This window comes from Caldimonas brevitalea (assembly GCF_001017435.1).
GTDB lineage: Bacteria > Pseudomonadota > Gammaproteobacteria > Burkholderiales > Burkholderiaceae_C > Caldimonas > Caldimonas brevitalea.
Genome location: NZ_CP011371.1, coordinates 2,085,091 through 2,108,691, shown reverse-complemented (window position 1 = coordinate 2,108,691; position 23,601 = coordinate 2,085,091). Strand labels below are relative to the sequence as shown.

Here is a 23,601-nt window from a genome sequence, read left to right as displayed (position 1 = left end):
TTTTTGGGGGCCGGGGGCGCGTCAGCGGCCGAGCACGTCGGGCCGCACGGTTTCGGCGACCAGCGCGACCTCGTCGACCAGGTCGTCGGCGACGCCCATGTCCTTGAGCGTCAGGGCGAGGTCTTCGATGACCGCGTCGAAATGGGTGTCGTTCAGGCCGCGCGCGACCAGCGGCGCGTGGGAGGCCCGCAGGCCGCCGCCGCCATAGGCCGGCGCGCCACCGAAGGCATAGGTGAGGAACATCTTCTGGTGTTGGCGCTGGCGCGGCATGTCGATGCCCTCGAAGAAGTGCTTGATGCGCTCGTCGCGCAGCACCCGGTCGTAGAACCGGTCCACCGCAGCATCGACTGCAGCTTCGCCGCCCAGCTTGTCGTACAGACTCGTCATCGTGTGGCCTTTCGTTCTGTGAAGGTGGGAAGGCGCCGCCATTCGGGCGGCACCCCGCTCGTTCTCAGAAGCAGCAAAAGCCGCGCCGGCGCCGGTCTGCCTGCCTCAGAACGCCGGGACGACGGCGCCTTGGTACTTCTCTTCCAGGAAGCGGCGCACATCGGGCGAGTTCAACGCCGCCGACAGCTTCTTGATCGCCTCGCGGTCCTGGTTGTCGGGCCGCGCCACCAGCGCGTTGGCGTAGTACGACTTGCCGCGCTCGAAGAAGATGGCGTCGCGCGTGGGCACCAGCTTGGCCTGCAGCGCGTAGTTGGTGTTGATGATGGCGGCGTCGACCTGGTCGAGCACGCGCGGCAGCGCCGCCGCGTCGAGCTGGCGGATCTTGAGCTTCTTGGGGTTGGACACGATGTCGCGCTCGGTCGCCAGGATGTTGCCCGGGTCCTTCAGCGTGATCAGGCCCTGGCCGGCCAGCAGCAACAAGGCCCGGCCCGTGTTGGCGGGGTTGTTGGGCACCGCGATGGTCGCGCCCTCGGGCAGTTCGGCGGCCGACTTGTATTTGCGTGAATAGGCGCCGAACGGCTCGATGTGCACCGGCGTCAGCAGCACCAGCTTGGTGCCCTTGCTCTTGTTGTATTCGTCGAGATAGGGCTTGTGCTGGAAGAAGTTGGCGTCGAGGCGCTTTTCGGCCACTTGCACATTGGGCTGGATGTAGTCGTCGAAGACCTTGATCTGCAACTCGACGCCCTCCTGCGCCAAACGCGGCTTGATGAATTCGAGGATCTCGGCGTGCGGCACCGGGCTGGCGGCCACGCTGAGGGTGTCGGCGTGGGCGCCGCCGAGGCCCAGCAGGCCGGCGGCCAGCCAGGTGAGGAGTTGCTTGGACATGAAATATTCCCTTCTGAGGTGTTGGAGGAGCAGGAGTGCCGGGTGACGGTGCCGACCCGGCGGCGGCGAATGAGGTGATGGCAGGCGTTCAGCGTCGCGTACAGCGCAACACCACGCGGTCGCCCGTCCACTGCACGGCCTGCACCAGCAGCAGCAGCACGGCGACGGTGACGACCATCACCTCGGTCTGGAAGCGCTGGTAGCCGTAGCGGATCGCCAGGTCGCCCAGGCCACCCCCGCCGATGGCACCCGACATGGCGGAATACGACAGCAAGGCCACCGCCGTGACGGTGATCGCGCCCAGCACGCCGGGCCAGGCTTCGGGCAGCAGGCCGCCGAGCACGACCTGGTGCACGCGGGCGCCCATCGCAAGGCAGGCTTCGGTCACGCCGTGGTCGACCTCGCGCAGCACGTTCTCGACCAGGCGCGCGAAAAACGGCGCCGCAGCCGCCACCAGCGGCGGGATGGCGCCGGGCACGCCGATCGACGTGCCGGTGACCCACACGGTCAGCGGCAGCATCACGATCAGCAAAATCACGAAGGGCAGCGAGCGCAGCAGGTTGACGGCCAGCGACAGCACGGCATAGACGGCGCGCTGTTCGAGCAGCCGGCCGGGGCCCGTGAGGAACAGCGCAATGCCCAGCGGCAGGCCCAGCAAGACCGTGAACAGCAGCGAGACACCGCTCATCGTCAAGGTGTCGAGCGTCGCCTCGCCGATCTCGGGCCAGTGGAGTGCGTCCCAGTTCATGCCGCGACCTCGTCGGCGGGCAAGCGCGAGTGCACGGCCAGCAGTTCGTGCTCGACCCGGTGGCGCTGCAGCGCCGGCCTCAAAGCGGCCAGCGCCGCCGCATCGGGCAGGCGCACCAGCAACTGCCCGTAAGGCCGCCCCTTCAACTGCCCGACCGCACCGCGGACGATGTTCAGCGGCACGCCGGTTTCGGTCGACAACTGGCTGAGCACCGGGCGGGTGGCCGCCTCGTCGAGCAAGGTCAGGCGCAACAGCGGCCCGCCGCTTGCCGGCCCTTGCAGGTCCAGCGGATCGAGTTCGGCTGTGGCCTGCGACTCGCTGACCAGCCGGCGGGTCACCGCATGCTGCGGAAACAGGAACACATCGGCCACCTCGCCGACCTCGACCACGCGGCCTCGCTCGAGCACCGCGACACGGTCGCACAGCGAGCGCACCACGTCCATCTCGTGCGTGATGAGCACGATGGTCAGCCGCAGTTCCTGGTTGATGCGGGCCAGCAGCCGCAGGATCGCTTGCGTGGTTTCGGGGTCGAGCGCGGAGGTGGCCTCGTCGCACAGCAGCAGGCGCGGGCGGTTGGCCAAGGCGCGCGCAATGCCGACCCGCTGCTTCTGCCCGCCGGACAGCGGTGCCGGATAGCGGTCGCGGTGCTCGCGCAGCCCGACCAGCTCGAGCAGTTCGTCGACGCGGGCTTCCACCTCGCGAGGGCTGTGGCCGCCGGCCAGCCGCAGCGCGAAGCGCAGGTTGTCGGCCACCGTCTTCGCGTACAGCAAATTGAAATGCTGGAACACCATGCCCACCCGCTGCCGCCAGCGCCGCAGACGGGCGGCGTCGAAGCGGATGATGTCGTCGCCGTCGATCCGGACGCTGCCGCGGTCGGGCCGCTCGAGCAGGTTGAACATGCGCACCAGCGTGCTCTTGCCGGCGCCTGAGCGGCCGATGATGCCGAACACCTCACCCTCGGCGATCTCGAGGTCGACGTCGTGCAGCACCTCGACGCCCTGCCCGTCGCGGTGAAAGGTTTTGCTCAGCTGGTGGAGTCGGATCATGCAAAGGCGCGGCGCGCACCCGAGTGGAAAGCCCGCGACTCTAGGGACAGCCAGCCCGGGCCTGAACGAAGTTCTGCGCATGTGCTTATGAGCGGGCGCGGGCGGCGGCGAATTGGCCGGCAAAGCGGCCGCTTTTCATGGCCTCGCCCGCGGGCCCGCCCCCTAGCATTTGGACGGGGCTCGCTGCGCGTGCAGCGGGCCGCAGGCATGCCGCCGAGCCCGAGGACACCCGCCGATGATCGTGACCGATTCCACAGCCGCGCCCACCGCGGCCCCCGCTGCCGACACGCCGGTCGCCCGCGCGATCGCCCTGGCGTCGCGCGGCAAGATGACGCTGCCCGAGCTGCTCGAGCAGGCCCAGCAGTTCGCCCAGCAGGGCCAGACCGACGCGCTGCTGGCGCTGTACGAAACCTGGCTGGCGCGCACCGATTCGCCGCACCGTTTCATCGGCTTTTTCAACTGGGGCACGGTGTTGGGGACGCTGAACCGCCATGCGGCGGCCGAGCAGGCCTACCGCCAGGCGCTGCAGATCAAGCCCGATTTCGTGCAGGCGCAGCTGAACCTGGGCCACCAACTCGAACACCAGGGCCGGCTGGAAGAAGCGCTCGCCGCCTGGCGCACCGTGCTGACGATGCTGGAACGCTCGCCGCAGGCCGACCAAGAGCTGCAACTGCATGCCCTCAACAACCTGGCCCGTGCGCTCGAACAGCACAAACGTTACGACGAGGCGCAGGCCTACATGGAACGCAGCCTGGCCGTGTGCAGCACGCAGCCCAAGGTGCTGCAGCACTATGTGCACATCCGCCAGAAGCAGTGCGCCTGGCCGGCCGAACAGACCCCCCCGGGCGTCAGCCGGCACCAGCTGCTGATGGCCACGTCGCCGCTGGCGATGCTGAGCGCGTCGGACGACCCGGCGCTGCAGCTGCTCGTGGCCAAGCAGTTCGTGCACGAGCGCGTCCCGCCGGTGGCGCAGCCGCTGCCGCCGCGCGGTGAGCGCCGCCCGGGCCCCATCCGCATCGGCTATCTGTCGTCCGATCTGTGCCTGCATGCGGTGGGCCTGCTGACCGCCGAGCTGTTCGAGTTGCACGACCGCCATCGCTTCGAGGTGTACGGCTTTTGCTGGACGCGTGAAGACGGTTCGCCGCTGCGCCAGCGTCTGCTGTCAGCGATGGACCACCACGTGCGCATCGGCCACCTGGACGACCGCGCCGCCGCGGAAGTGATCCGCGCTCACGACATCGACATCCTGGTCGATCTGCACGGCCTCACCTCGGGCGCGCGCCCCGGCATCCTGGGACTGCGCCCGGCGCCGGTGCAGGTGTCGTATCTCGGCTTCCCGGGCACCTCGGCCGTGCCGGGCGTGGACTACGTGCTGTGCGACCGCTATGTCGTGCCCGAGGAACTGACCCCCTTCATGACCGAGCAGCCGCTGTATGTGCGGCGCTGCTACCAGGTGAGCGACCGCCAGCGCGAGGTGGCGCCGACGCCGCAGCGCGCCACCTACGGCCTGCCGGAAGACAAGTTCGTCTACTGCTCGTTCAACAACAACTTCAAGTTCACCGAAGATCTGTTCCGCCTGTGGATGCGGGTGCTCGACCAGGTGCCCGACAGCGTGCTGTGGCTGCTGGCCGACAACCGCTGGGCACAGGAGAACATGCTGCAGATGGCCGATGCCTGCGGGATCGCCCGCGAACGGCTGATCTTCGCGCCGCGCGTGTCGCCGGCCGAGTATCTGGCGCGCTTCAAGCTCGCCGACCTGTTCCTCGACACCTTCCCCTACAACGCCGGCACCACTGCCAGTGACGTGCTGTGGATGGGCACGCCCTTGCTGACCTGCTCGGGCCGCACCTTCATCTCGCGCATGGCTGGCAGCCTGCTGAACAACGTGGGCCTGCCCGACCTGGTGACCACCAGCTTTGCCGAGTACGAACGGCGCGCCGTCGAACTGGGCCGCCAGCCGCAGCGGGTGGCCTCCTACAAGCGGTATTTGGCCGAGCATTCCGCCGCTTCTTCCTTGTTCGACGTGCCGGGCCTCGTGAAAGACTTGGAAGACGCGTTGGCGAGCCTGGTGCGCTGACGCTTTCCGCTCGTCGACTCCCCTTTTTCCTCCACGCCCCCTCAGGAGCCCCCTTGCAACACGCCCCTGCCTCCGGCCCGAACGGCGCGCCCGACGCGCTGCTGCAGGCACTGGTCTGGCTGTGCCGACGGCACGGCCTGGAGCGCACGCCGCAGTCGCTGCTGGCCGGTGTGCCGCTCGACGGCGCCTTGCGCCCCGACCAGGCGGTGCAAGTGCTGCACGAGGCCGGCTTCAACGCGGCGGTGGTCGAGCGGCCGTTGCCGCAATTGCTGTCGCTGCTGATGCCGGCGGTGCTGCTGATGCGCAGCGGCGAGGCGGTGGTGGTGGTGCGGCGGCTCCCCCCGGCTCGCCGGCGCGATGCGGTCCGCTATGAAGTGCTGTTGCCCGGCCAGGGCGAGCGCTGCGCCGAGGTGACCGAGGACACGCTGCTGCAGGACTACAGCGGCCACGTGCTGGTGGCGAGCCCGCGGCCTGCGACCGATGCCAATACCGTCGACACGGCCCCTCAGGGCCACTGGCTGTGGAGCACGCTGAAGCGCTACGCCCCGTACTACCGCGCGGCCATGCTGGCGGCGCTGCTGAGCAACGTGCTGATGCTCGCGACCGGATTTTTCACGTCGGTCGTCTACGACCGTGTGATCCCGCACCAGGCCATGGTGACGCTGTGGGCCTTGGCGGCCGGTGCGATGCTGGCGATCGGCTTCGACCTGGCCGCGCGGCAGCTGCGCAGCTATCTGGTCGACCTGGCCGGCAAGAAGGCCGACCTCGCGCTCGGCTCGGCGTTGTTCCGACAGACGCTCGGCCTGCGGCTCGAACACCGACCCGAATCGGCCGGGTCGTTCGCCCACTATCTGAACCAGATCGAGGTGGTGCGCGACTTCTCGACCTCGGCCACCGTGTCGGCGCTGACCGATGTGCCGTTCGTGCTGTTGTTCGTCGCGATGACGTGGTTCGTCGCCGGGCCGCTGGCGGGTGTGCTGCTGCTGGCCATCCCGGTCATCCTGTGTTTGTCGTGGGGCGTGCAGAGTGTGCTGCGCCGCTACGTCAGCGCCAACATGAAGCAGCATGCGGACCTGCACGGCGTGCTGATCGAGGCCGTCGAGGGCCTGGAAGACCTGCGCGCCGCCGGCGCCCAGGGCCAGTTCCTGCAGCGATATGAACAGGCCAATGCCGCAGCAGCCCACTCGGCGCTGCAGGCGCGGGCGCTGTCGAGTTGGGTCAACAACGTCGCCATGGTGTCGCAGCAGCTGGTCACGGTGGTGATGCTGGTCTGGGGCGTGCACCTGATCCACGACCAGCAGCTCACCGGCGGCGCGTTGATCGCCGCGGTGATGTTCGCCGGCCGGGCCATCGCACCGCTGGGCAGCGTGGTCAGCCTGGCCTCGCGTTACCAGGGCGCGCGCGCCGCGCTGCGGGCGCTCGACGAGTTGATGGGCTGGCCCACCGAACGCGAGCCGGGCAAACGTTATCTGCCGCGCCCGACGCTGGAAGGCCGCATCGGCCTGCACGGTGTCAGTTTTGCCTATCCGCAAGGCACCCGGGCCCATGCGCCGCTGGTGCTGAAGGGCGTCAACCTGGTGATCCAGCCCGGCGAACGGGTGGCCGTGCTGGGCAAGATCGGCAGCGGCAAGTCGACCATCCTGCGGCTGCTGGCGGGGCTGTACCTGCCGAGCGAAGGCCATGTGGAAGCCGACGGCCTGGACCTGCGCCAGATCGACCCCGCTGACTTCCGTGCCCAGCTCGGCTTCGTGTCGCAGGAGCCGCGCTTGTTCCAGGGCACGCTGAAAGACAACATCCTGATGGGCCGGCCGCACGCCGACGCCCAGCAGTTCACCGCCGTCACGACGCTGACCGGGCTCGACAAGATCGCCGCGGCCCACCCGATGGGCTTTGACCTGCCGGTGGGCGAGATGGGCAGCCTGCTGTCGGGCGGGCAGCGTCAGCTGGTGGCGCTGGCGCGCTGCCTGGTGACCCAACCGCAGATCCTGCTGCTCGACGAGCCGACCAGCTCGATGGACGCCCAGGCCGAGGCGAGCTTCATCCACCACCTGCGCACGGCCATCGGGCCGCGCACGCTGGTGGTCGTCACCCACCGTCCCGCACTGTTGAGCCTGGTCGACCGGGTGGTGGTGGTCGACGGCGGCCGCATCGTCGCGGACGGTCCCAAGGCCAAGGTGATGGCGCTGCTGTCGGGCCAGGCGCCCGCGGCACAGCGGCCGGAAGCGGCTGCCGAGGCACAAGAGAAGGCGGCGGCATGAGCCCCCGCCCGGCCGCTCCGAAGGGGGCTCGCACCGCAGTGCGTAGCACGGAGGTTACCCAATGAGCCCCCGCCCGGCCGCTCCGAAGGGGGCTCCCACCGCAGTGCGCAGCACGGAGGTTACCGAATGAGCCCCCGCCCGGCCGCTCCGAAGGGGGCTCCCACCGCAGTGCGTAGCACGGAGGTTACCCAATGAGCACCACCACCGGACGCTATTACCCCGGCGACGAAGCCTTTCTCGCGGGCCTGAAACAGGCCCAGCTGAGCGAATCGACGCCGCGCGCCTCGTGGGCGTTGCTGCTGATCCTGCTGGCCGTCGCCAGCGCGATCGGCTGGGCCGCGCTGGCGCGCGTGGACCGCATCACCAAGGCCGAGGGCCGGGTGATTCCGGTGGGCCGCGAGCAGGTCATCTCGAGCCTGGAGGGCGGCATTCTCGGGGCGATGCTGGTACGCGAAGGTGACCAGGTCGAGCCCGGCCAGGACTTGCTGCGCCTGGACCCGACCCGCGTCGAGGCGCAGCAGAACGAAGGCCGCGCCAAGCTGCTGGCGGTCAAAGGCACCATCGCGCGGCTCAGCGCCGAAGCGGTGGGCCGCACGCCGAGCTTCTCGGCCGAGCTGCAGGCGGTGCCGGGCCTGGTGAAGAACGAGATGGCCAGCTATGCGGCGCGACGCCGGGCGCTCGACGAGGCGGTCTCGGTGAGCCGGCGCAGCCTGGAGCTGGCGCGCCACGAACTGCAGATGTCGGAGCGGCTGGCCGCCAAAGGGCTGCTGTCGGAGGTGGAAATCCTGCGGCTGCGACGCCAGTCGAACGATCTGGAACTGCAGATCCAGGAGCGCATCAACCGCTTCCGCCAGGACGCCAGCACCGAGCTGCTGCGGGCACAGACCGAGCTGGCCCAGCTCGACGAGCAGATGGTGGTGAAGCAGGACGTGCTGCGCCGCACCACGCTCAAGTCACCGGTGCGCGGGCTGGTCAAGAACATCCGCTTGGGCACGCTGGGCGGTGTGGTGCCGCCGGGGGCGGCCATCCTCGAGCTCGTGCCGATCGAACGCGGCGTGCTGGTCGAGGCGCGCATCAAGCCGGCCGAGGTGGGTTTTGTGCGCGTCGGCCTGCCCGCCGAGGTCAAGCTGAGCGCCTACGACTACTACACCTACGGCGGGCTCAAGGGCACCGTGGAATACCTGAGCCCCGACGTGCTTGGCGAAGAGCAGCGCAGCCAGGGCGCCGACGCCAGCTACTACCGCGCGATGGTGCGAACCGACGTCTCGACGCTGCGTGCACATGGCCAGGCGCTGCCGGTGCTGCCCGGCATGACGGCCACCGTGGAGATCCGCACCGGCGAACGCAGCGTGCTCGACTTTTTGCTCCTGCCGGTGATGAAGTCGCAGGAAGCCTTCCGGGAGCGTTGAGCGTGGGGGTGCGTCGTTTGTTGTTGTCTCGCCGAGGCGATCACCGGAGGCGGCTCGCCTGCACGGTGGCCATCGCCGTCGTGCTGCCGGCCACCGCCGTCGCCGCGCCTTGCACCGGCGGCGCCGATGCCGCCCTGCCCGGCCTCACCGCGCCCGCCTCGCCCGGCCCGGCACAGGCGCCCTTGCGGGCGTTGGTGCTGCGGGCACAGCAGCGCAGCGCGGACGTGCAGGCCGCCCGGCTGAGCGCCGAGGCGGCCGCCGCCGACCTCGACGAAACCCGTGCCGGCGCGCGTCCGCAAGCAGCTCTCAGCGGCATGGCCGGGCACACCGCCTCGCGCGTCAGCGGCGTGCCGGAGCAGAGCCAGCAGCAGGCGAGCGTGTCGCTCAACGTCAGCGGCCTGCTCTACGACGGTGGGCGCCAGGAGCACCTGACCGCGTGGCGCACCCGGCTGGCCGAAGCCGCCACGCTGGAGGCCGACAGCTTGCAGGAACAGGTGGCGCTGGAAGCGCTGATGACGGCGCTGGAACGCCACCGCTATCGGCTGCAGGCCGAGGTCTACGGGCAATACGTGAGCAAGATGGGGTGCCTCGCCGGGGCGCTGCAAGAGATCGTCGCGGTCGACCGTGGCCGCGCCAGCGAACTGGTGCAGGCCCGCAAGACCCAGGCGCAGGCCCAGATCGCGGTGGACGGCGTCGCCACCCAGGTGCGCCAGATCGACGAGCGCCTGCGCAAGCTGCTCGGCGATGTGGCGCTGCCCGAGACTGACCTGAGCGTGCCGCTCTATGCGCGGCCGCCGCTGGCCGCCGTGGTGCACGGCATCGACCGCGGCCGCGAGCTGCAGCAACTCGAGCGGCAGGCCGAGGCCGCGCGCGACTATGCCCGCGCGGTGTCGGCCGGGCGCAAGCCGCAGCTGAGCTGGCAGCTGAGCCGCAGTGCCACCGCCGGCCGGGAACGCGACAGCGGCGCCTGGCAGGCCGGGGTGTCGGTGAACTACCCGCTCTACGACGGCGGCGCCAACCTGGCCGCTGCCAGCGCTGCCTTGCGCCGCGCCGACGCGGCCGAGCGGCAACGCGAAGCGGTGCTGGCGACACGCCAGGCCCGTGCCCGCGAACTGCACGAGGCGGCCGGCGCGGCGCTGGAACGCGCGCGCAGCTATGCCGAGGTGCTGCGCGACAGCGACCGTGTGCGCGATTTCACGCTCGAGCAGTGGTCGCAGCTGGGCCGCCGCTCGCTGTTCGATGTGATGGCTGCCGAAGGCGAGTACTACAACCTGCAGGTGGCCTACATCAACGCGCTCTACGACGCGTTTTCGGCCCATGCACAGCTGCGATCGCTGGGCCAGGGCCTGGCCGACTGGCTGGCGGCCACGCCCGCACCGTGACCTGTGCCACAGGCGGCGGAATAGCGCCGCTTCCGCCGCCTTGTTCGGGCGAACGCCCAGAGCGCCGCACGCCACACTGCTGAGCAACGAATTCTCCTGCCCGCACGCGCGCCGACACGCCGCCTGCCCACCCCCGCCTTGTTTCCCTGAAAGAACGCCCCGCATGGACGCCAACACCGCGCCGAGCCAGATCGAGATCCTCAACCTGCTGAAGCTGGTCCGTCCCTGGACGATGACCGGCTCGTCGAAGGTGCGCATCGGCAACGACTACGACGGCGGCTACGTGCTGCCGGCCCAGGTGCTGCATTGCGACGCCATCGTCTCGGTGGGCGTGGGCCCGGACGTCAGCTTCGACCTGGTGCTGGCCGAGCGCGGCGCGAAGGTGCTGCAGTACGACCACACGGTCGAGGGCCTGCCGCAGCAGCACCCCAACTTCATCTTCCACAAGCGCGGCTGGGGCGCCCGCACCGAGGGCGATTTCCTGAGCTTCGACGACATCTTCGCGCACCTGCAGGCGCTCAAGCCCAAGCGCGCGATGCTGAAGTTCGACATCGAAGGCGGCGAATACGAAGTGCTGGAGGCGATCAAGCCCGAGCACCTGGCCTTCTTCGACGTGGTGGCCTGCGAGTTCCACGGTTTCGAGAAGCTGCACGACCGCCGCTTCTACGAAGGCGCCAAGCGCGCCTTCGAGAAGCTGAGCGCGCAGCACGTGCCGGTGCACCTGCACGCCAACAACGCGCTGGGCGTGGTGCTGGTGCAGGGTATCCCCATCCCGCTGCTGCTGGAAGTCGCGTACCTGCGCCACGACCTCGACCACTTCCCGAGCTTCTCGCACGACCCCATCCCGGGCCCCTTCGACCGTCCCAACATCCCGGGCCGCGTCGACCTGTGCATCAACCCGTTCTGAGTGGTGGCACCCTGATGGCACACGGCAAGACACTGCTGATCGAAGGCTGGCGCGGCGTGAACCACTCGTTCGCGCTGGTGAACCAGTGCCAGATCCTCGAGCTGCAGAAGCTCGGCGGTGTGCGGCTGCGGCACCGCGACCTGCCGTTCGCGATGCCGCACTGGAATGCCAAGACGCACAGCGCGGGCTTTTCGGGCGAGGACAGCGCGCGCATCGACTCGCTGCCGGCACCGGCCGTGGATGAACGGCCGGACTGCATCTATCGCATCAGCTCGCCGTTTCGCGCCGACGCCGCCAGCACGGTCAAGACGCTGACCTTCATGGTGACCGAGCTGGGCCTGTCGCCCAAGAGCTTCGAGGACGGCAGTGCCGACCGGGGCACCTACACCCGCGACGCCAACCTGATCGTCACGCCGACGAACTGGTCGCGCGACCGGCTGGTGGACTACGGCTTTGCGGCCGACAAGATCCGGGTCGTCACACACGGCGTGTACGCCGAGACCTTCCATCCGCTGACGCCGGCCGAGCGCGCGGTGAATCGCGCCAACCTCGGGCTGGCGGACGACGAGACCGTGTTCCTGAACCTCGGTGTCGCGACCTGGAACAAGGGGGTCGACCTGGTGCTGATCGCCTTTGCGACGTTGCGCCGCCAAGGCCGGCGCGTGCGTTTGATCCTGAAGGATCAGCGCGGTCTCTACGGCATCTCGATGGAGCAGGTGCTGAAGGACTTGTGCGCGCGGCATCCGACGCTGTTCACGGCCGACACGCTGGCCGCGATCCAGGTGGTCGGCGTGAACCTGAGCCAGGCCGAGCTGCGGCTGCTGTACGGCGTGGCGGATTGTTATGTCTCGCCTTACCGGGCCGAAGGCTTCAACCTCCCGGTGCTCGAGGCGATCGCCTGCGGCACGCCGGCCGTGGTGACCGACGGCGGCGCGACCGACGACTTCTGCGCGCCCGACGTGGCCTTGCGCGTCGCCAGCGACGCCGGCACGCGCGAGGACCCGCGGGCGGGCATCGTCGCGCGTTATCGCGAACCGCGGCTGCCGGCACTGGTCGAGGCGATGCACGCCTTCGCGACCGGCCAGGCCCTCACCCGCCCCGCCTTCGAGCGCGCCCGTGCCGCGCTGATGCCCACCATGACCTGGCGCCGTGCAGCCGAAGAGCTGCTGGCGCTGGTCGATTGAACACTCCCCCTCCCTCCCCCTTTTCCTCGCCTTTGGAGCCCACCGTGACCCCTGTGAACAAGCCCGGCCAGAAAGACGTGCTGGACCTCATCAAGCTGATCAAGCCCTGGGCGATGCGCGGCACCTCGAAGATCCGCCTCGGCAACGCCTATGACGGCGGATATGTGGTGCCCGCCACGGTGCTGCACTGCGATGCGGTGGTGTCGATCGGCGTGGGCCCCGACGTCAGCTTCGACTTCGCACTGGCCGAGCGCGGCGCCAAGATCCTGCAGTTCGACCACACGGTCGAAGGCACGCCGCAGCAGCACGCGAACTTCATTTTTGCCAAGCAGGGCTGGGGCCGCATCACCGAAGGGCCGTTCCTGAGCTTCGACGACATCCTGACGCGGTTGCGCGCGCTGGCGCCGAAGCGCGCCTTGCTCAAGTTCGACATCGAAGGCGGCGAGTACGAGGTGCTGGAGAGCGTGACGCCCGAGCAACTGGCCTTGTTCGACGTGATCGCCTGCGAGGTGCACGACTTCGAACGCCTGAACGACCCGGCCTTCTTCGCCAAGGTGCGCCGCACCTTCGAAAAGCTGACCACCCACCACGCGCCGGTGCACCTGCACGCCAACAACTACCAAAGTGTGGTGCTGGTCGAAGGCGTCCCGATTCCCAAGGTGCTGGAACTGAGCTTTCTGCGCCGCGACCTCGACCAGTTCCCGACCTATTCGTCGGACCCGATCCCCGGGCCGCTCGACCGGCCGAACTGCCCGGTGGTGCCTGACATCTGCATGAACCCGTTCTGACGCGGGAGACTTTCGTGACGCGCTCGATCTACATCTATTGCGACGGCGGCTTCGGCAACCGCTACAACGCGTTGATCTCTGGGCTGATCCTGGCCGAGGCGGCCGACCTCAGCCCCGTGATCGTGTGGCCCACCAACAACTGGTGCGGCGCGGCTTATGAAGAAATCTTTGCCGAGATGGCCCACCCGGTGGTGCGCCGCGAGCTGCGCACTTTCGTCGACGAGAAAGAGCGCTACCACCACCTGATGGTGGAAGACCATCTGGGCATGAACGTGCCGAATGCGTCGCCGACGCAGCTGCCGTCGCAATCGGCGCTGCTCGACTACGTGAAGAGCAGCCCCAAGGACGTCTTCTATTACACCGCGCTGATCCCGTCCTACATGGAGTTCGCCGCGGTGCGCCGGCAGGTGCTGGCGCTGCGCTTCCGGCCCGAGATCATGGCGCGCGCCGAGCACTTCGTGCAGACGCAAACGCCTGGCGAATTCTTCGGGGTGCAGATCCGCAAGACCGACTTCGGCGCACATGGTGCCGACGACAACAACCTCTACGATCTGATCGCGAAGTGCCCCGACCGCCGCTTCTTCGTCTGCTCCGACGACAAGACGGTCGAAGAGCGCTTCCGTGTCCTGCCCAACGTCGCCATCCACGACAAGAGCGCGCACGTCGAGAAGCTGGTCGACGGCGGCTGGACCCAGCAGACTGCCGACCAGAGCGGCCGGGTCTATGCGTGCAACATCAACCGCAGCGCACTGAGCGTGATCGACGCCATCGTCGACCTGCTGATTTTGTCGCGCTCGAAAGTGGTCAAGACGTCGAGCAGCACGTTCTTGAATGCGGCCTTGATGATCCAGGCCTGCACGGCCGACGCTGCGACTCGTTGAGTTGCGGCGAGCACGCCACAACGGCGTGTTCCGCGCCCCTACGAATGTTCGTATACGAAGATTCGTAGGAGGTCCGCAAGAGCGTCGAGAGACGCCTTCAACCCCTGTCGGAACACCTAGGTTTTGGGGCCAAAACGCCCCATTTCGGGCCGTGTCTGGGGGGTTCGAAGGCCTCTTCATATGCGAAGAATCCTGACTTTCCAAGCATCGGCATCCCCACTCCTTAGGGAATGACACGTCGCGGGGCGTTGCCAACAATGACCTATAGATGGCGGCAAGCCGATGTGAGATTCCAGGCGCACCCTGGCCCGCGTTGCGAGCTTGCCGTCCCCCACGATCTTCAATTCCTCGGGATGACGGAGGGTGTGATGATGAGAATCCACGTGCAATTCCTCGGCAAGCCGACCGGCGAGTACGACTTCTACGACCTGCCTCAAGCGGCCACCGTGGCCGATCTGAAGCAAGCCGTTCGCCAAGGCCTGTACATGCCCTTCCGACCGCTGCTCGTGTTGTACCTCGGCAGCCGTCCTTCTGACGAGACTGCGCTGGTAGAGCCGCAAAGCGGCGTCTGCCAGGCCAATGCGTACCACGTGATGCAGGCCTTGGACGACAGCGACGACGCGACCATCCCCGACTACGTGCTGCCCACTGCGGTCGACACCTGCATGCCGGCATCGGCGTGGCTCGACACCGAAGAGCCGGCCGACGCGGAGTACGCGATCTGAACGACGCGGCGCTCGCGCGTCGAGGTGGCAGCCCGGAGCTGGAGTGAGACCTCGGCGCACGGGTGGCAGTCGAACGATGCCGGTGGGTCGCCGTGAGATGAGATGCTGGTGGGCGATGGGACCGCACCTTGGGCTTCACGGTGCGGGTCTCGGTGGCGAGAGAGAGAGGGGTCGTGGCGTGAGGGTCACGTGCGGCATGCAAGCAGTGCTTCCGCTACCACGTGACCCGGGGAGGACCGCGACGGTGATCGCACCCTGCCGCGCAACGACGGTCGCGACAGGACGGCGACGTACGCACGCGTAGGCGGTGCGACGCACGCTGGTGGCGAACCAGGAGCAGGCGGGCGGTAGGGCCGGATCGACCCTCGGAGCAGGCGGCCGGCAGTAGGGCCGAGGCCCTACCCTCGAGCCAGGCGACGACAGCAAGCGTCACAACCAGACAGCAAGCGCCCCAACGAAAACAGGGAAGCGGCGCGGACCTTCGGTTCGGTCCGACACGGCTTCCCTGGATCGTCTATTTGGAGCGGGAGACGAGTCTCGAACTCGCGACCTCAACCTTGGCAAGGTTGCGCTCTACCAACTGAGCTACTCCCGCGTGGAGTCTTGTGGCCCCGTCGTCGCCGCCGGCGAGCGGGGCTTTGCACGACGTGCACCAGGCATGGGTCAACGCCTGGATTTCTGGAGCCTGAGGCTGCAATCGAACCGATGTGGTCGGCTTTGCAGGCTCGAATAGGCGCAATCATACCAAAGGTTGTGGGGTTGCTACTCCTCCGACGCTGAACCGCAGGCACACCCGATGCTGGATCACTCCGCGGCGGGTGCCGGCGCTGCATCTGAGCTCAGCCGTTCGGTGTTCTTCCGACAGCAGTAGCGCGATGACGGCTCGTCATCGCGCGGCAAATCACTCGCCTTTTAGAATGTTACAGGTGGTCTTGGCAGCAGGGCCTGCAGTGCCGCACAAGCTGCGTGCGAGGAGAGCGTCCGTGTCCATACGCGTCGGGTTTGTCGTCGACTCCAGCTGCGATCTGCCGCCGGAGTATCTCCAGCAATACGCCATCACCGTGGTGCCTAGCCATATCCAGCTTGGCAACACGCGCGTGCGCGACGAACGCGACCCCGCGGCGACATTGCAATGGCTGCAGACACTCGACAGGGCCCATGCGGCCGAGTCGACATCGACGCCGTTTTCCAGCGGGGAGTTCAAGTCCCTGTTCCTCGACAAATTGATTTTCGAATACGAGTTCGTGTTCGTGATCACGACGATGCGCACGCGCTCGAACTGTTTTGCCAATGCACGGGCCGTCGAGGGCGAGATCGTGCGCGAGGCAGTTTCGCCGCGCTTCCAGCGCGGCATGAAGGCGCCGTTCGGTATGCGCGTGATCGACAGCGCCAACGTCTCCGCCGCGTATGCCGCGCTGGTGGCGTACCTGGCACAGCAGGCACCTAGCTGCGGCAGCTTCCTCGAGCTCATCGAGCTTGCGGAGCGCATGGTGTCGACGGTCGTCGGCTATTTCGTGCCCAACGACCTCGAAACGATGTACGAGCGGAGCAAGCAGGCCAATCGTGACCAGAGCGTCGGCTGGTTCAAGTACCGCGTCGGCACGATACTCGACATGAAACCGATCATCCGCGTCGAAGCCGGCGACAGTCACCCCGTCGGCAAGGCGCGCGGCTTCGAGCCCGCCGTCGAGCAGCTGTGCCAGGTGATCGAGCGCGAGGCAGCGCGTGGTTTGCAGTCGCCCATCGTCTGCGTTGCTTATGGCGGTCCACTGGAGGAACTGCGGCGCATTGCCCCCTACGCGGCGGTGAAGGGGCGGCTGGCACAGGCCGGCGTGCAGGTGGTGGAATCGATCTGCGGTCTCGGCGTGGCAGTCGCCATCGGTCCCAAGGCCTTCGCGGTCGGCCTGCTGGCTCATCCCCACACGTTCTGAGCGCGGTCGCGTGCCGACGCGTTAGGCCGTGGTTGCAGAGCGATCACGTAGAAGGGGATGGCTCACGTCCTCCAACGGATCAGCTCCGCGCATGCGTCCATACATGGAAGCGCCCTGCTGCGCCTCGTCGAGATACTCGCGTGGACGGCCTAATCGCGCGGTCGCCGGGTGGCCTTGATACCCGAATGAACGCGTTCCACCAGGAAATGAGAGGCAGAAAGCAAAACAGCCCCGGAGGGCTGCTTTCTAACTGCTTGATCTACAAGGAATTTTTGGAGGCGGAGGCCGGAATCGAACCGGCGTGGACGGCTTTGCAGGCCGCTGCATAACCACTTTGCTACCCCGCCACAGCTGTGGCTGCCAACGCCGGAGCCGGCGCTGCGAAACAAGCTTCGACCTTAAACCACGGTCGCAATGAAAAAGGGAAGCTGCACAGATCGACGATCAATGACGCTTCCCTTCAGAACCTGGAGCGGGAGACGAGTCTCGAACTCGCGACCTCAACCTTGGCAAGGTTGCGCTCTACCAACTGAGCTACTCCCGCATGGCTTCAGTGTGGCGCTTCGCTGAGAACTTCAACCGACTTGCTGCGTCTGGCGGGTGCCGCGCTGCGTGTTGTTGTCGTTCTTGCTCTGCGTTTCGCTGAAGCTCGCAGTATAGAACAAAAATCTGAGGGTGCGCAAGCGGCACCGCCAGATTTTGTCCACCGCATCGTCAATGCTTCATGACATCGCCGGCAGCGGCGGCGTCAGCGGTCGCCGTTTCTTTGGCTGCCGCTTCGACCTTGGCCGGCTCTTCCTCGAGCAATGCCGTCGGCATCGCCTCCAGCGCGACCTCGAGGACCTTGTCGATCCACTTCACCGGCACGATCTCGAGCTGGCCTTTGACGTTCTCGGGGATGTCCTGCAGGTCTTTGACGTTCTCTTCCGGGATCAGCACCGTCTTGATGCCGCCGCGGTGAGCCGCCAGCAGTTTCTCCTTCAGACCGCCGATCGCCGTGACTTCACCGCGCAGCGTGATCTCGCCCGTCATCGCGACTGTCGCCCGCACCGGGATGCCGGTCAGCGCCGACACGAAGGCCGTCGTCATCGCAATACCGGCGCTCGGGCCGTCCTTCGGGGTCGCCCCGTCCGGCACGTGGATGTGGATGTCGCGCTTCTCGAACAACTCGTCCTTGATACCGAGACGGCGCGAGCGGCTGCGCACCACCGAGCGTGCGGCTTCGACCGATTCCTTCATCACGTCGCCGAGCGAGCCGGTGCGGATGATGTTGCCCTTGCCCGGCATCACGGCCGACTCGATCGTCAGCAGATCGCCGCCGACTTCGGTCCACGCAAGGCCCACCACCTGGCCCACCTGGTTTTCCTTCTCGGCCATGCCGTATTGATAACGGCGCACGCCCAGGAAGTCGTTCAGGTTTTCATCGGTCACCTCGACCTGGCCCTCGTACTTCTTGAGGGTCAGGCCCTTGACGACCTTGCGGCAGATCTTGGAGATCTCGCGCTCGAGCGAACGAACACCGGCTTCACGGGTGTAGTAGCGGATGATGCCGCGCACCGCACCTTCGGTGACGTTCAGTTCCTCTTCCTTGACGCCGTTGTTCTTCATCTGCTTGGGCAGCAGATAGCGCTGGGCGATGTTGACCTTCTCGTCCTCGGTGTAGCCGGACAATCGGATCACTTCCATCCGGTCCAGCAGCGCCGGCGGGATGTTGAGCGAGTTCGAGGTGGCCACGAACATCACGTCGGACAGGTCGAAATCGACCTCGATGTAATGGTCGCTGAAGGTGTGGTTCTGCTCGGGGTCGAGCACTTCCAGCAGCGCGCTCGAGGGGTCGCCGCGGAAGTCCATGCCCAGCTTGTCGATCTCGTCGAGCAGGAACAGCGGGTTGCGGGTGCCGACCTTGGTCAGGCTCTGCAGCACCTTGCCCGGCATCGAGCCGATGTAGGTACGGCGGTGGCCGCGGATCTCGGCTTCGTCACGCACGCCGCCGAGCGCCATGCGCACGAACTTGCGCCCGGTGGCTCGCGCCACCGACTGGCCCAGCGAGGTCTTGCCAACACCCGGGGGCCCGACCAGGCACAGGATCGGCGCCTTGACCTTGTCGACGCGCTGCTGCACCGCGAGGTATTCAAGGATGCGGTCCTTGACCTTCTCGAGGCCGTAATGGTCTTCGTTGAGCACCTCCTCGGCATGGCCGAGGTCGTGCTTGATCTTGGTCTTCTTGCTCCAGGGCAGGTTGACCAGGGTGTCGATGTAGTTGCGCACGACGGTCGCTTCGGCGGACATCGGCGACATCAGCTTCAGCTTCTTGAGCTCGGCCTCGGCCTTCTTGCGTGCCTCCTTGGGCATGCGGGCGGCCTCGATCTTCTTTTCGAGCTCTTCCAGGTCGGCGCCTTCTTCACCTTCGCCGAGTTCCTTCTGGATCGCCTTGACCTGCTCGTTCAGGTAGTACTCGCGCTGGCTCTTTTCCATCTGGCGCTTGACGCGGCCGCGGATGCGCTTTTCGACCTGCAGGATGTCGACTTCGTGCTCCAGTTGCTCCAGCAGGCGCTCGAGGCGCTCGGAGACCGAGAACAGGTCGAGCACCGCCTGCTTGCTTTCGAGCTTGAGCGGCAAATGGGCAGCGATGGTGTCGGCCAGGCGGCCGGCATCGTCGATCCCGGCGATCGAGGTCAGGATCTCGGGCGGGATCTTCTTGTTGAGCTTGACGTACTGGTCGAACTGCTGCGTCACGGCGCGGCGCAACGCCTCGATCTCGGGCGAGGTGTCGACGCCCGGGGGCACCGGCTTGACCTCGGCGACGAAATGCTCGCCGTTGTCATCGATGCGCACGGTGGTGGCACGCTGCAAACCTTCGACCAGCACCTTCACGGTGCCGTCGGGCAGCTTGAGCATCTGCAGGATGCTCGACACGCAGCCCACTTCGAACATGTCGTCGGACTTCGGCTCGTCCTTGCCGGCGGCCTTCTGCGCCACCAGCATGATCTGGCGCCCGGCTTCCATGGCCGACTCCAGCGCCTTGATGGACTTGGGACGCCCCACGAACAAAGGGATCACCATGTGCGGGAACACCACCACGTCGCGCAGCGGCAGCAGCGGCAGTTCGATGGGATCGGGGGGCAAAACGGGATGTCCAGACATCGCTACCTCTCTTTCTCAAACCGATTTAAGGCCTGAGACTTCGTTTACAAGACTCGCTCTCACGACCGCCGGTCGGGCGACCGGCGGTCGGGCTCTCACGCACTCGCCTTGGCTTGCTCGCGATACACGAGCAATGGTTTGGTACTTTCTTCGATGGTGTGTTCGTCGACCACCACCTTCGCCACCCCGTCGAGGGCGGGCAGGTCGAACATCGTGTCGATCAGCGCCTGCTCCATGATGGATCGCAATCCGCGTGCCCCGGTCTTGCGAGCCAGCGCCTTGCGGGAGATCGAGGCCAGCGCCGACGGGCGGATCTCGAGCTCCACACCGTCCATCGAGAACAGCTTCTGGTATTGCTTGACCAGCGCGTTCTTGGGCTCGGTGAGGATCTGGATCAGCGCGTCTTCGGTCAGCTCGCCGAGCGTGGCGACCACCGGCAGGCGGCCGACCAGTTCGGGGATCAGGCCGAACTTGATCAGATCTTCGGGTTCCACCTCACGGAACACCTCGCTGATGCTGCGCTCGGCCTTGGTCTTGACGTTGGCGCCGAAGCCGATGCCCGACTTTTCGGAGCGGTTCTGGATCACCTTCTCCAAGCCGTCGAAGGCCCCGCCGCAGATGAACAGGATGTTGGTGGTGTCGATCTGCAGGAAGTCCTGGTTCGGATGCTTGCGGCCGCCCTGCGGCGGCACCGACGCCATCGTGCCTTCGACCAGCTTCAGCAGCGCCTGCTGCACGCCCTCGCCCGACACGTCACGGGTGATCGAGGGGTTGTCGGCCTTGCGCGAGATCTTGTCGATCTCGTCGATGTAGACGATGCCACGCTGCGCCTTCTCGACGTCGTAATTGCAGTTCTGCAGCAACTTCTGAATGATGTTCTCGACGTCCTCGCCGACATAGCCCGCCTCGGTCAGAGTGGTGGCGTCGGCGATCACGAAGGGCACGTTGAGCAAGCGGGCCAGCGTCTGGGCCAGCAGCGTCTTGCCGGAGCCGGTCGGCCCGATCAGCAGGATGTTGCTCTTGGCCAGCTCGACCTCGTCTTTCTTGCCACCACCGCCCATGTGCTTCAGGCGCTTGTAGTGGTTGTAGACCGCCACCGACAAGGTGCGCTTGGCGGCGTCCTGCCCGATCACGTACTGGTCGAGGATGGACTTGATCTCCGACGGCACCGGCAAGTCGCCGCGCGCTGCCTTCGCGTCGGCGCCGTCAGCCGGCACCTCGTCGCGGATGATGTCGTTGCACAGGTCGATGCATTCGTCGCAAATGAACACCGACGGACCGGCGATCAGTTTCTTCACCTCGTGCTGGCTCTTGCCGCAGAAGGAGCAGTACAGAACTTTCTCGCTGGAAGAGCCTTTTTTCTCGGGCATGGCGTCAGGGGGAGCTGGGAGTTAGGAGGATGATAAGTCAAATGAAAACGGGGCCTTGCAAGCAAAATAGGCCCCGCTGCGCGTCTTGTTTTTTCGGCTCCCGAAGCGTGCGAAGTCGCACGCCGGCACCCCTGTTCGACCCCAATAACCGCTCGCGCACTAGGGTTCGTGGGGGTTTGGGCCGGGGTCGTGCCATGCGCTGTCAGCCCCGCTTTTCGAGCACCTGGTCGATCAGGCCGTAGTTCTTGGCCTCGTCCGCCGACATGAAGTAATCACGGTCGGTATCTTTCTGAATCTTTTCGAGCGGTTGCCCGGTGCGGTCTGCCAGGATGCGATTCAGGTTTTCCCGTAGACGGAGGATCTCGCGGGTGTGAATCTCGATGTCGGACGCCGGCCCTTGAGCGCCCCCGAGCGGCTGGTGGATCATGATGCTCGAGTTCGGCAACGCATAGCGCTTGCCCTTGGCCCCCGCGGCGAGCAGGAAGGCGCCCATGCTGGCGGCCATGCCCATGCACAGCGTCGACACATCGGGCTTGATGAACTGCATGGTGTCGAAGATCGACATGCCGGCGCTGACCGAACCGCCCGGCGAATTGATGTAGAGCGAGATGTCCTTGTCGGGGTTCTCGCTTTCGAGAAACAGCAGCTGGGCGACCACCAGGTTGGCCGTCTGGTCGCTGACCGGACCCACCAGAAACACCACCCGCTCGCGCAGCAAACGGCTGTAAATGTCGTAGGCGCGCTCACCGCGGCCCGACTGTTCGATCACGATGGGCACCATGCCCAGGTTCTGCGTATCCAGTGCGCTCATGGAATCCTTCCGTCCTTCTTTGTGCTGGGGATCTGGGGGCAGATTATGAAGCGACAAGGCCCAGGCCCACGGATCTCCCAAGATTGCCCGGTCCCGGCTCGCGGGCGGGCAGGCGGCCGCGCCGGGCCGTCGCGCGCTGCGACGAGCACCGGCTTAGAACGAAAAAGGGCGCCCAAGGGCGCCCTCACCTGCCGAGCCGCTGGCTCGTTCAGGCGCTCATCAGTTCGTCGAACGGCAGCTGCTTGTCGGTGACCTTGGCCTTGCCCAGCACGAACTCGGTCACGTTGTTCTCGAGCACGACGGCTTCCACCTCGGCCAGGCGCTGGTTGTCGCCGAAGTACCAACGCACCACTTCCTGCGGCTTCTCGTAGCTTTGCGCCAGTTCTTCGATGTGGGCCTTGATCTGGTCGGGCTTGGCCTGCAGGCCGTTGGCCTTGACCAGCTCGGCCACCACCAGGCCCAGGCGCACGCGGCGCTCGGCCTGCGGCTGGAACACCTCGGCCGGGATCGGCGCGTTGTCGGCATCCTTGACGCCGCGGTTCTTCAGGTCGGCGCGGGCGCCGGCCACCATGCGGTCGACCTCGTTCTGCACCAGCGACTTGGGCAGGTCGAGCTCGGCGGACTGGGCCAGCGCTTCCATCACCGCGTTCTTGTTGCGCGCCAGGACGCGGAACTTCACTTCGCGCTCGAGGTTTTTCTTGATGTCGGCGCGCAGCGCGTCGATCGAGCCTTCCGGGATGCCCAGCGACTCGGCGAAGGCTTGGTTGATCTCGGGCAGCTTCTGCTCCTCGATCTTCTTGACGGTGACCAGGAAGTCGGCTTCCTTGCCGGCCACGTCCTTGCCGTGGTAGTCGTCGGGGAACTTGAGCGGGAAGGTCTTGGACTCGCCCGATTTCATGCCGCGCACGGCCTTCTCGAATTCTTCCAGCATGCGGCCTTCGCCGAGGATGAACTGGAAGTCTTCGGCCTTGCCGCCGGCGAAGGTCTCGCCGTCGATCTTGCCTTCGAAGTCGATCGTCACGCGGTCGCCGTCAGCGGCGGCGTCGGCGGCCGGGCGCTGGGCGAAGCTGCGGCGCTGCTTGCGCAGGATCTCGAGCGTCTTGTCGATCGCCTCTTCGCTCACCTCGGTCGAGACCCGCTCGACCTCGACGGCGGACAGGTCGCCGAGCTTGACCTCGGGGTAGACCTCGAAGGTGGCGTCGAACGCCAGCTGGCCTTCGGGCGAGCTGTCTTTCTCGGTGATACGCGGCGCGCCGGCGACGCGCAACTGGGCCTCGGACACGGCCTGGGCGAACGCTTCGCCGACCTTGTCGTTCATCACCTCGTACTGGACGGCGTAGCCGTGACGCTGCGCGACGATGCTCATCGGCACCTTGCCGGGACGGAAACCATCGGCCTTGACGGTGCGCGCAAGACGCTTCAGGCGGGACTCCACCTCGTTGTTGATGAGGTCCGCCGACAGTGTCAGCGTGATCTTGCGTTCCAGTTTTTCGAGGGTTTCAACAGTCACGGCCATGGTGATCTCTCTCGTTTGAATGTGGTGCGCGGGGGGGGACTCGAACCCCCACACCATTGCTGGCGTCAGGACCTAAACCTGGTGCGTCTACCAATTTCGCCACCCGCGCGCTGAATCGAAATATCGAAGGGGGAGCCCTGGCTCCCCCTTCA

18 protein-coding genes and 4 tRNA genes are annotated in these 23,601 nt (G+C 66.7%); 10 read left to right on the top strand and 12 right to left on the bottom strand.

The genetic code is table 11. The annotated features are described in order from the left end of the window. Nucleotides 1–21: 21 nt before the first annotated feature. From AAW51_RS09260 to AAW51_RS09245, 4 genes are all read right to left on the bottom strand, one after another. Complete coding sequence (locus AAW51_RS09260; protein ID WP_047194385.1) at nt 22–387, bottom strand: group I truncated hemoglobin; 366 nt, start codon at nt 385–387, stop codon at nt 22–24. 105 nt (nt 388–492) lie between these two features. Beyond that, nucleotides 493–1,272: a MetQ/NlpA family ABC transporter substrate-binding protein gene (locus tag AAW51_RS09255; RefSeq protein WP_047194384.1), complete on the bottom strand. Its 780-nt coding sequence runs from the start codon at nt 1,270–1,272 to the stop codon at nt 493–495. An 88-nt stretch (nt 1,273–1,360) separates the two neighbouring features. Next, nucleotides 1,361–2,020 (bottom strand): methionine ABC transporter permease, encoded by a 660-nt coding sequence (locus AAW51_RS09250; protein ID WP_047194383.1) that lies wholly within the window; start codon nt 2,018–2,020, stop codon nt 1,361–1,363. After that, a complete protein-coding gene (locus AAW51_RS09245; RefSeq protein ID WP_047194382.1) occupies nt 2,017–3,066 on the bottom strand; it encodes a methionine ABC transporter ATP-binding protein in 1,050 nt (349 codons plus the stop codon). Before AAW51_RS09245 ends, AAW51_RS09250 begins: the two co-directional genes overlap by 4 nt. Before the next feature lie 235 nt (nt 3,067–3,301). Here AAW51_RS09245 and AAW51_RS09240 point away from each other — a divergent pair, with 235 nt between their 5' ends. From AAW51_RS09240 to AAW51_RS09200, 9 genes are all read left to right on the top strand, one after another. Continuing rightward, nucleotides 3,302–5,143 (top strand): O-linked N-acetylglucosamine transferase, SPINDLY family protein, encoded by a 1,842-nt coding sequence (locus tag AAW51_RS09240; RefSeq protein WP_047194381.1) that lies wholly within the window; start codon nt 3,302–3,304, stop codon nt 5,141–5,143. 53 nt (nt 5,144–5,196) lie between these two features. Further along, a complete protein-coding gene (locus AAW51_RS09235; RefSeq protein WP_047194380.1) occupies nt 5,197–7,401 on the top strand; it encodes a type I secretion system permease/ATPase in 2,205 nt (734 codons plus the stop codon). 191 nt (nt 7,402–7,592) lie between these two features. Beyond that, entirely contained in the window at nt 7,593–8,810 is a 1,218-nt protein-coding gene (locus AAW51_RS09230; protein WP_047194379.1) for an HlyD family type I secretion periplasmic adaptor subunit, read from the top strand. 65 nt (nt 8,811–8,875) lie between these two features. Further along, nucleotides 8,876–10,192 (top strand): TolC family protein, encoded by a 1,317-nt coding sequence (locus AAW51_RS09225; protein ID WP_047194378.1) that lies wholly within the window; start codon nt 8,876–8,878, stop codon nt 10,190–10,192. A gap of 163 nt (nt 10,193–10,355) precedes the next feature. Then, the gene (locus AAW51_RS09220; RefSeq protein ID WP_047194377.1) at nt 10,356–11,099 is read left to right on the top strand and encodes a class I SAM-dependent methyltransferase; all 744 of its coding nucleotides are present in this window, start codon (nt 10,356–10,358) and stop codon (nt 11,097–11,099) included. 14 nt (nt 11,100–11,113) lie between these two features. Beyond that, entirely contained in the window at nt 11,114–12,283 is a 1,170-nt protein-coding gene (locus tag AAW51_RS09215; RefSeq protein WP_047194376.1) for a glycosyltransferase, read from the top strand. A gap of 44 nt (nt 12,284–12,327) precedes the next feature. Beyond that, complete coding sequence (locus tag AAW51_RS09210) at nt 12,328–13,071, top strand: FkbM family methyltransferase (protein ID WP_157359690.1); 744 nt, start codon at nt 12,328–12,330, stop codon at nt 13,069–13,071. 14 nt (nt 13,072–13,085) lie between these two features. Further along, nucleotides 13,086–13,952 (top strand): O-fucosyltransferase family protein, encoded by an 867-nt coding sequence (locus AAW51_RS09205; protein ID WP_047194375.1) that lies wholly within the window; start codon nt 13,086–13,088, stop codon nt 13,950–13,952. A 368-nt stretch (nt 13,953–14,320) separates the two neighbouring features. Further along, nucleotides 14,321–14,677 (top strand): hypothetical protein, encoded by a 357-nt coding sequence (locus AAW51_RS09200; RefSeq protein ID WP_157359688.1) that lies wholly within the window; start codon nt 14,321–14,323, stop codon nt 14,675–14,677. Between the two features lie 519 nt (nt 14,678–15,196). On the opposite strand, the gene AAW51_RS09195 is transcribed toward AAW51_RS09200, so the two are convergent. Beyond that, nucleotides 15,197–15,272, bottom strand: a tRNA-Gly gene (locus AAW51_RS09195). A gap of 388 nt (nt 15,273–15,660) precedes the next feature. Here AAW51_RS09195 and AAW51_RS09190 point away from each other — a divergent pair. Further along, a complete protein-coding gene (locus AAW51_RS09190; RefSeq protein ID WP_047194373.1) occupies nt 15,661–16,608 on the top strand; it encodes a DegV family protein in 948 nt (315 codons plus the stop codon). Between the two features lie 273 nt (nt 16,609–16,881). Here the strand turns inward: AAW51_RS09190 and AAW51_RS09185 are convergent. From AAW51_RS09185 to AAW51_RS09155, 7 genes are all read right to left on the bottom strand, one after another. Beyond that, nucleotides 16,882–16,955: transfer RNA gene (locus AAW51_RS09185), tRNA-Cys, on the bottom strand. Nucleotides 16,956–17,076: 121 nt separating this feature from the next. Next, nucleotides 17,077–17,152, bottom strand: a tRNA-Gly gene (locus AAW51_RS09180). A gap of 170 nt (nt 17,153–17,322) precedes the next feature. Next, the gene (lon, locus tag AAW51_RS09175) at nt 17,323–19,752 is read right to left on the bottom strand and encodes an endopeptidase La (RefSeq protein WP_047194372.1); all 2,430 of its coding nucleotides are present in this window, start codon (nt 19,750–19,752) and stop codon (nt 17,323–17,325) included. A 95-nt stretch (nt 19,753–19,847) separates the two neighbouring features. After that, entirely contained in the window at nt 19,848–21,122 is a 1,275-nt protein-coding gene (gene clpX, locus AAW51_RS09170) for an ATP-dependent Clp protease ATP-binding subunit ClpX (protein ID WP_047194371.1), read from the bottom strand. 202 nt (nt 21,123–21,324) lie between these two features. Then, nucleotides 21,325–21,933, bottom strand: coding sequence for an ATP-dependent Clp endopeptidase proteolytic subunit ClpP (clpP, locus tag AAW51_RS09165; protein ID WP_047194370.1), 609 nt, complete (start codon nt 21,931–21,933; stop codon nt 21,325–21,327). A gap of 208 nt (nt 21,934–22,141) precedes the next feature. Continuing rightward, nucleotides 22,142–23,449 (bottom strand): trigger factor, encoded by a 1,308-nt coding sequence (gene tig / locus AAW51_RS09160; protein WP_047194369.1) that lies wholly within the window; start codon nt 23,447–23,449, stop codon nt 22,142–22,144. Between the two features lie 22 nt (nt 23,450–23,471). Continuing rightward, a tRNA-Leu gene (locus AAW51_RS09155) sits at nt 23,472–23,558 on the bottom strand. Nucleotides 23,559–23,601 lie beyond the last annotated feature (43 nt).

Coding starts and splice junctions, on each gene's coding strand:
- AAW51_RS09260 (WP_047194385.1), bottom strand. CDS start 387: ATGACGAGTCTGTACGACAAGCTGGGCGGCGAAGCTGCAGTCGATGCT.
- AAW51_RS09255 (WP_047194384.1), bottom strand. CDS start 1,272: ATGTCCAAGCAACTCCTCACCTGGCTGGCCGCCGGCCTGCTGGGCCTC.
- AAW51_RS09250 (WP_047194383.1), bottom strand. CDS start 2,020: ATGAACTGGGACGCACTCCACTGGCCCGAGATCGGCGAGGCGACGCTC.
- AAW51_RS09245 (WP_047194382.1), bottom strand. CDS start 3,066: ATGATCCGACTCCACCAGCTGAGCAAAACCTTTCACCGCGACGGGCAG.
- AAW51_RS09240 (WP_047194381.1), top strand. CDS start 3,302: ATGATCGTGACCGATTCCACAGCCGCGCCCACCGCGGCCCCCGCTGCC.
- AAW51_RS09230 (WP_047194379.1), top strand. CDS start 7,593: ATGAGCACCACCACCGGACGCTATTACCCCGGCGACGAAGCCTTTCTC.
- AAW51_RS09220 (WP_047194377.1), top strand. CDS start 10,356: ATGGACGCCAACACCGCGCCGAGCCAGATCGAGATCCTCAACCTGCTG.
- AAW51_RS09215 (WP_047194376.1), top strand. CDS start 11,114: ATGGCACACGGCAAGACACTGCTGATCGAAGGCTGGCGCGGCGTGAAC.
- AAW51_RS09200 (WP_157359688.1), top strand. CDS start 14,321: ATGATGAGAATCCACGTGCAATTCCTCGGCAAGCCGACCGGCGAGTAC.
- lon (WP_047194372.1), bottom strand. CDS start 19,752: ATGTCTGGACATCCCGTTTTGCCCCCCGATCCCATCGAACTGCCGCTG.
- clpX (WP_047194371.1), bottom strand. CDS start 21,122: ATGCCCGAGAAAAAAGGCTCTTCCAGCGAGAAAGTTCTGTACTGCTCC.
- clpP (WP_047194370.1), bottom strand. CDS start 21,933: ATGAGCGCACTGGATACGCAGAACCTGGGCATGGTGCCCATCGTGATC.
- tig (WP_047194369.1), bottom strand. CDS start 23,449: ATGGCCGTGACTGTTGAAACCCTCGAAAAACTGGAACGCAAGATCACG.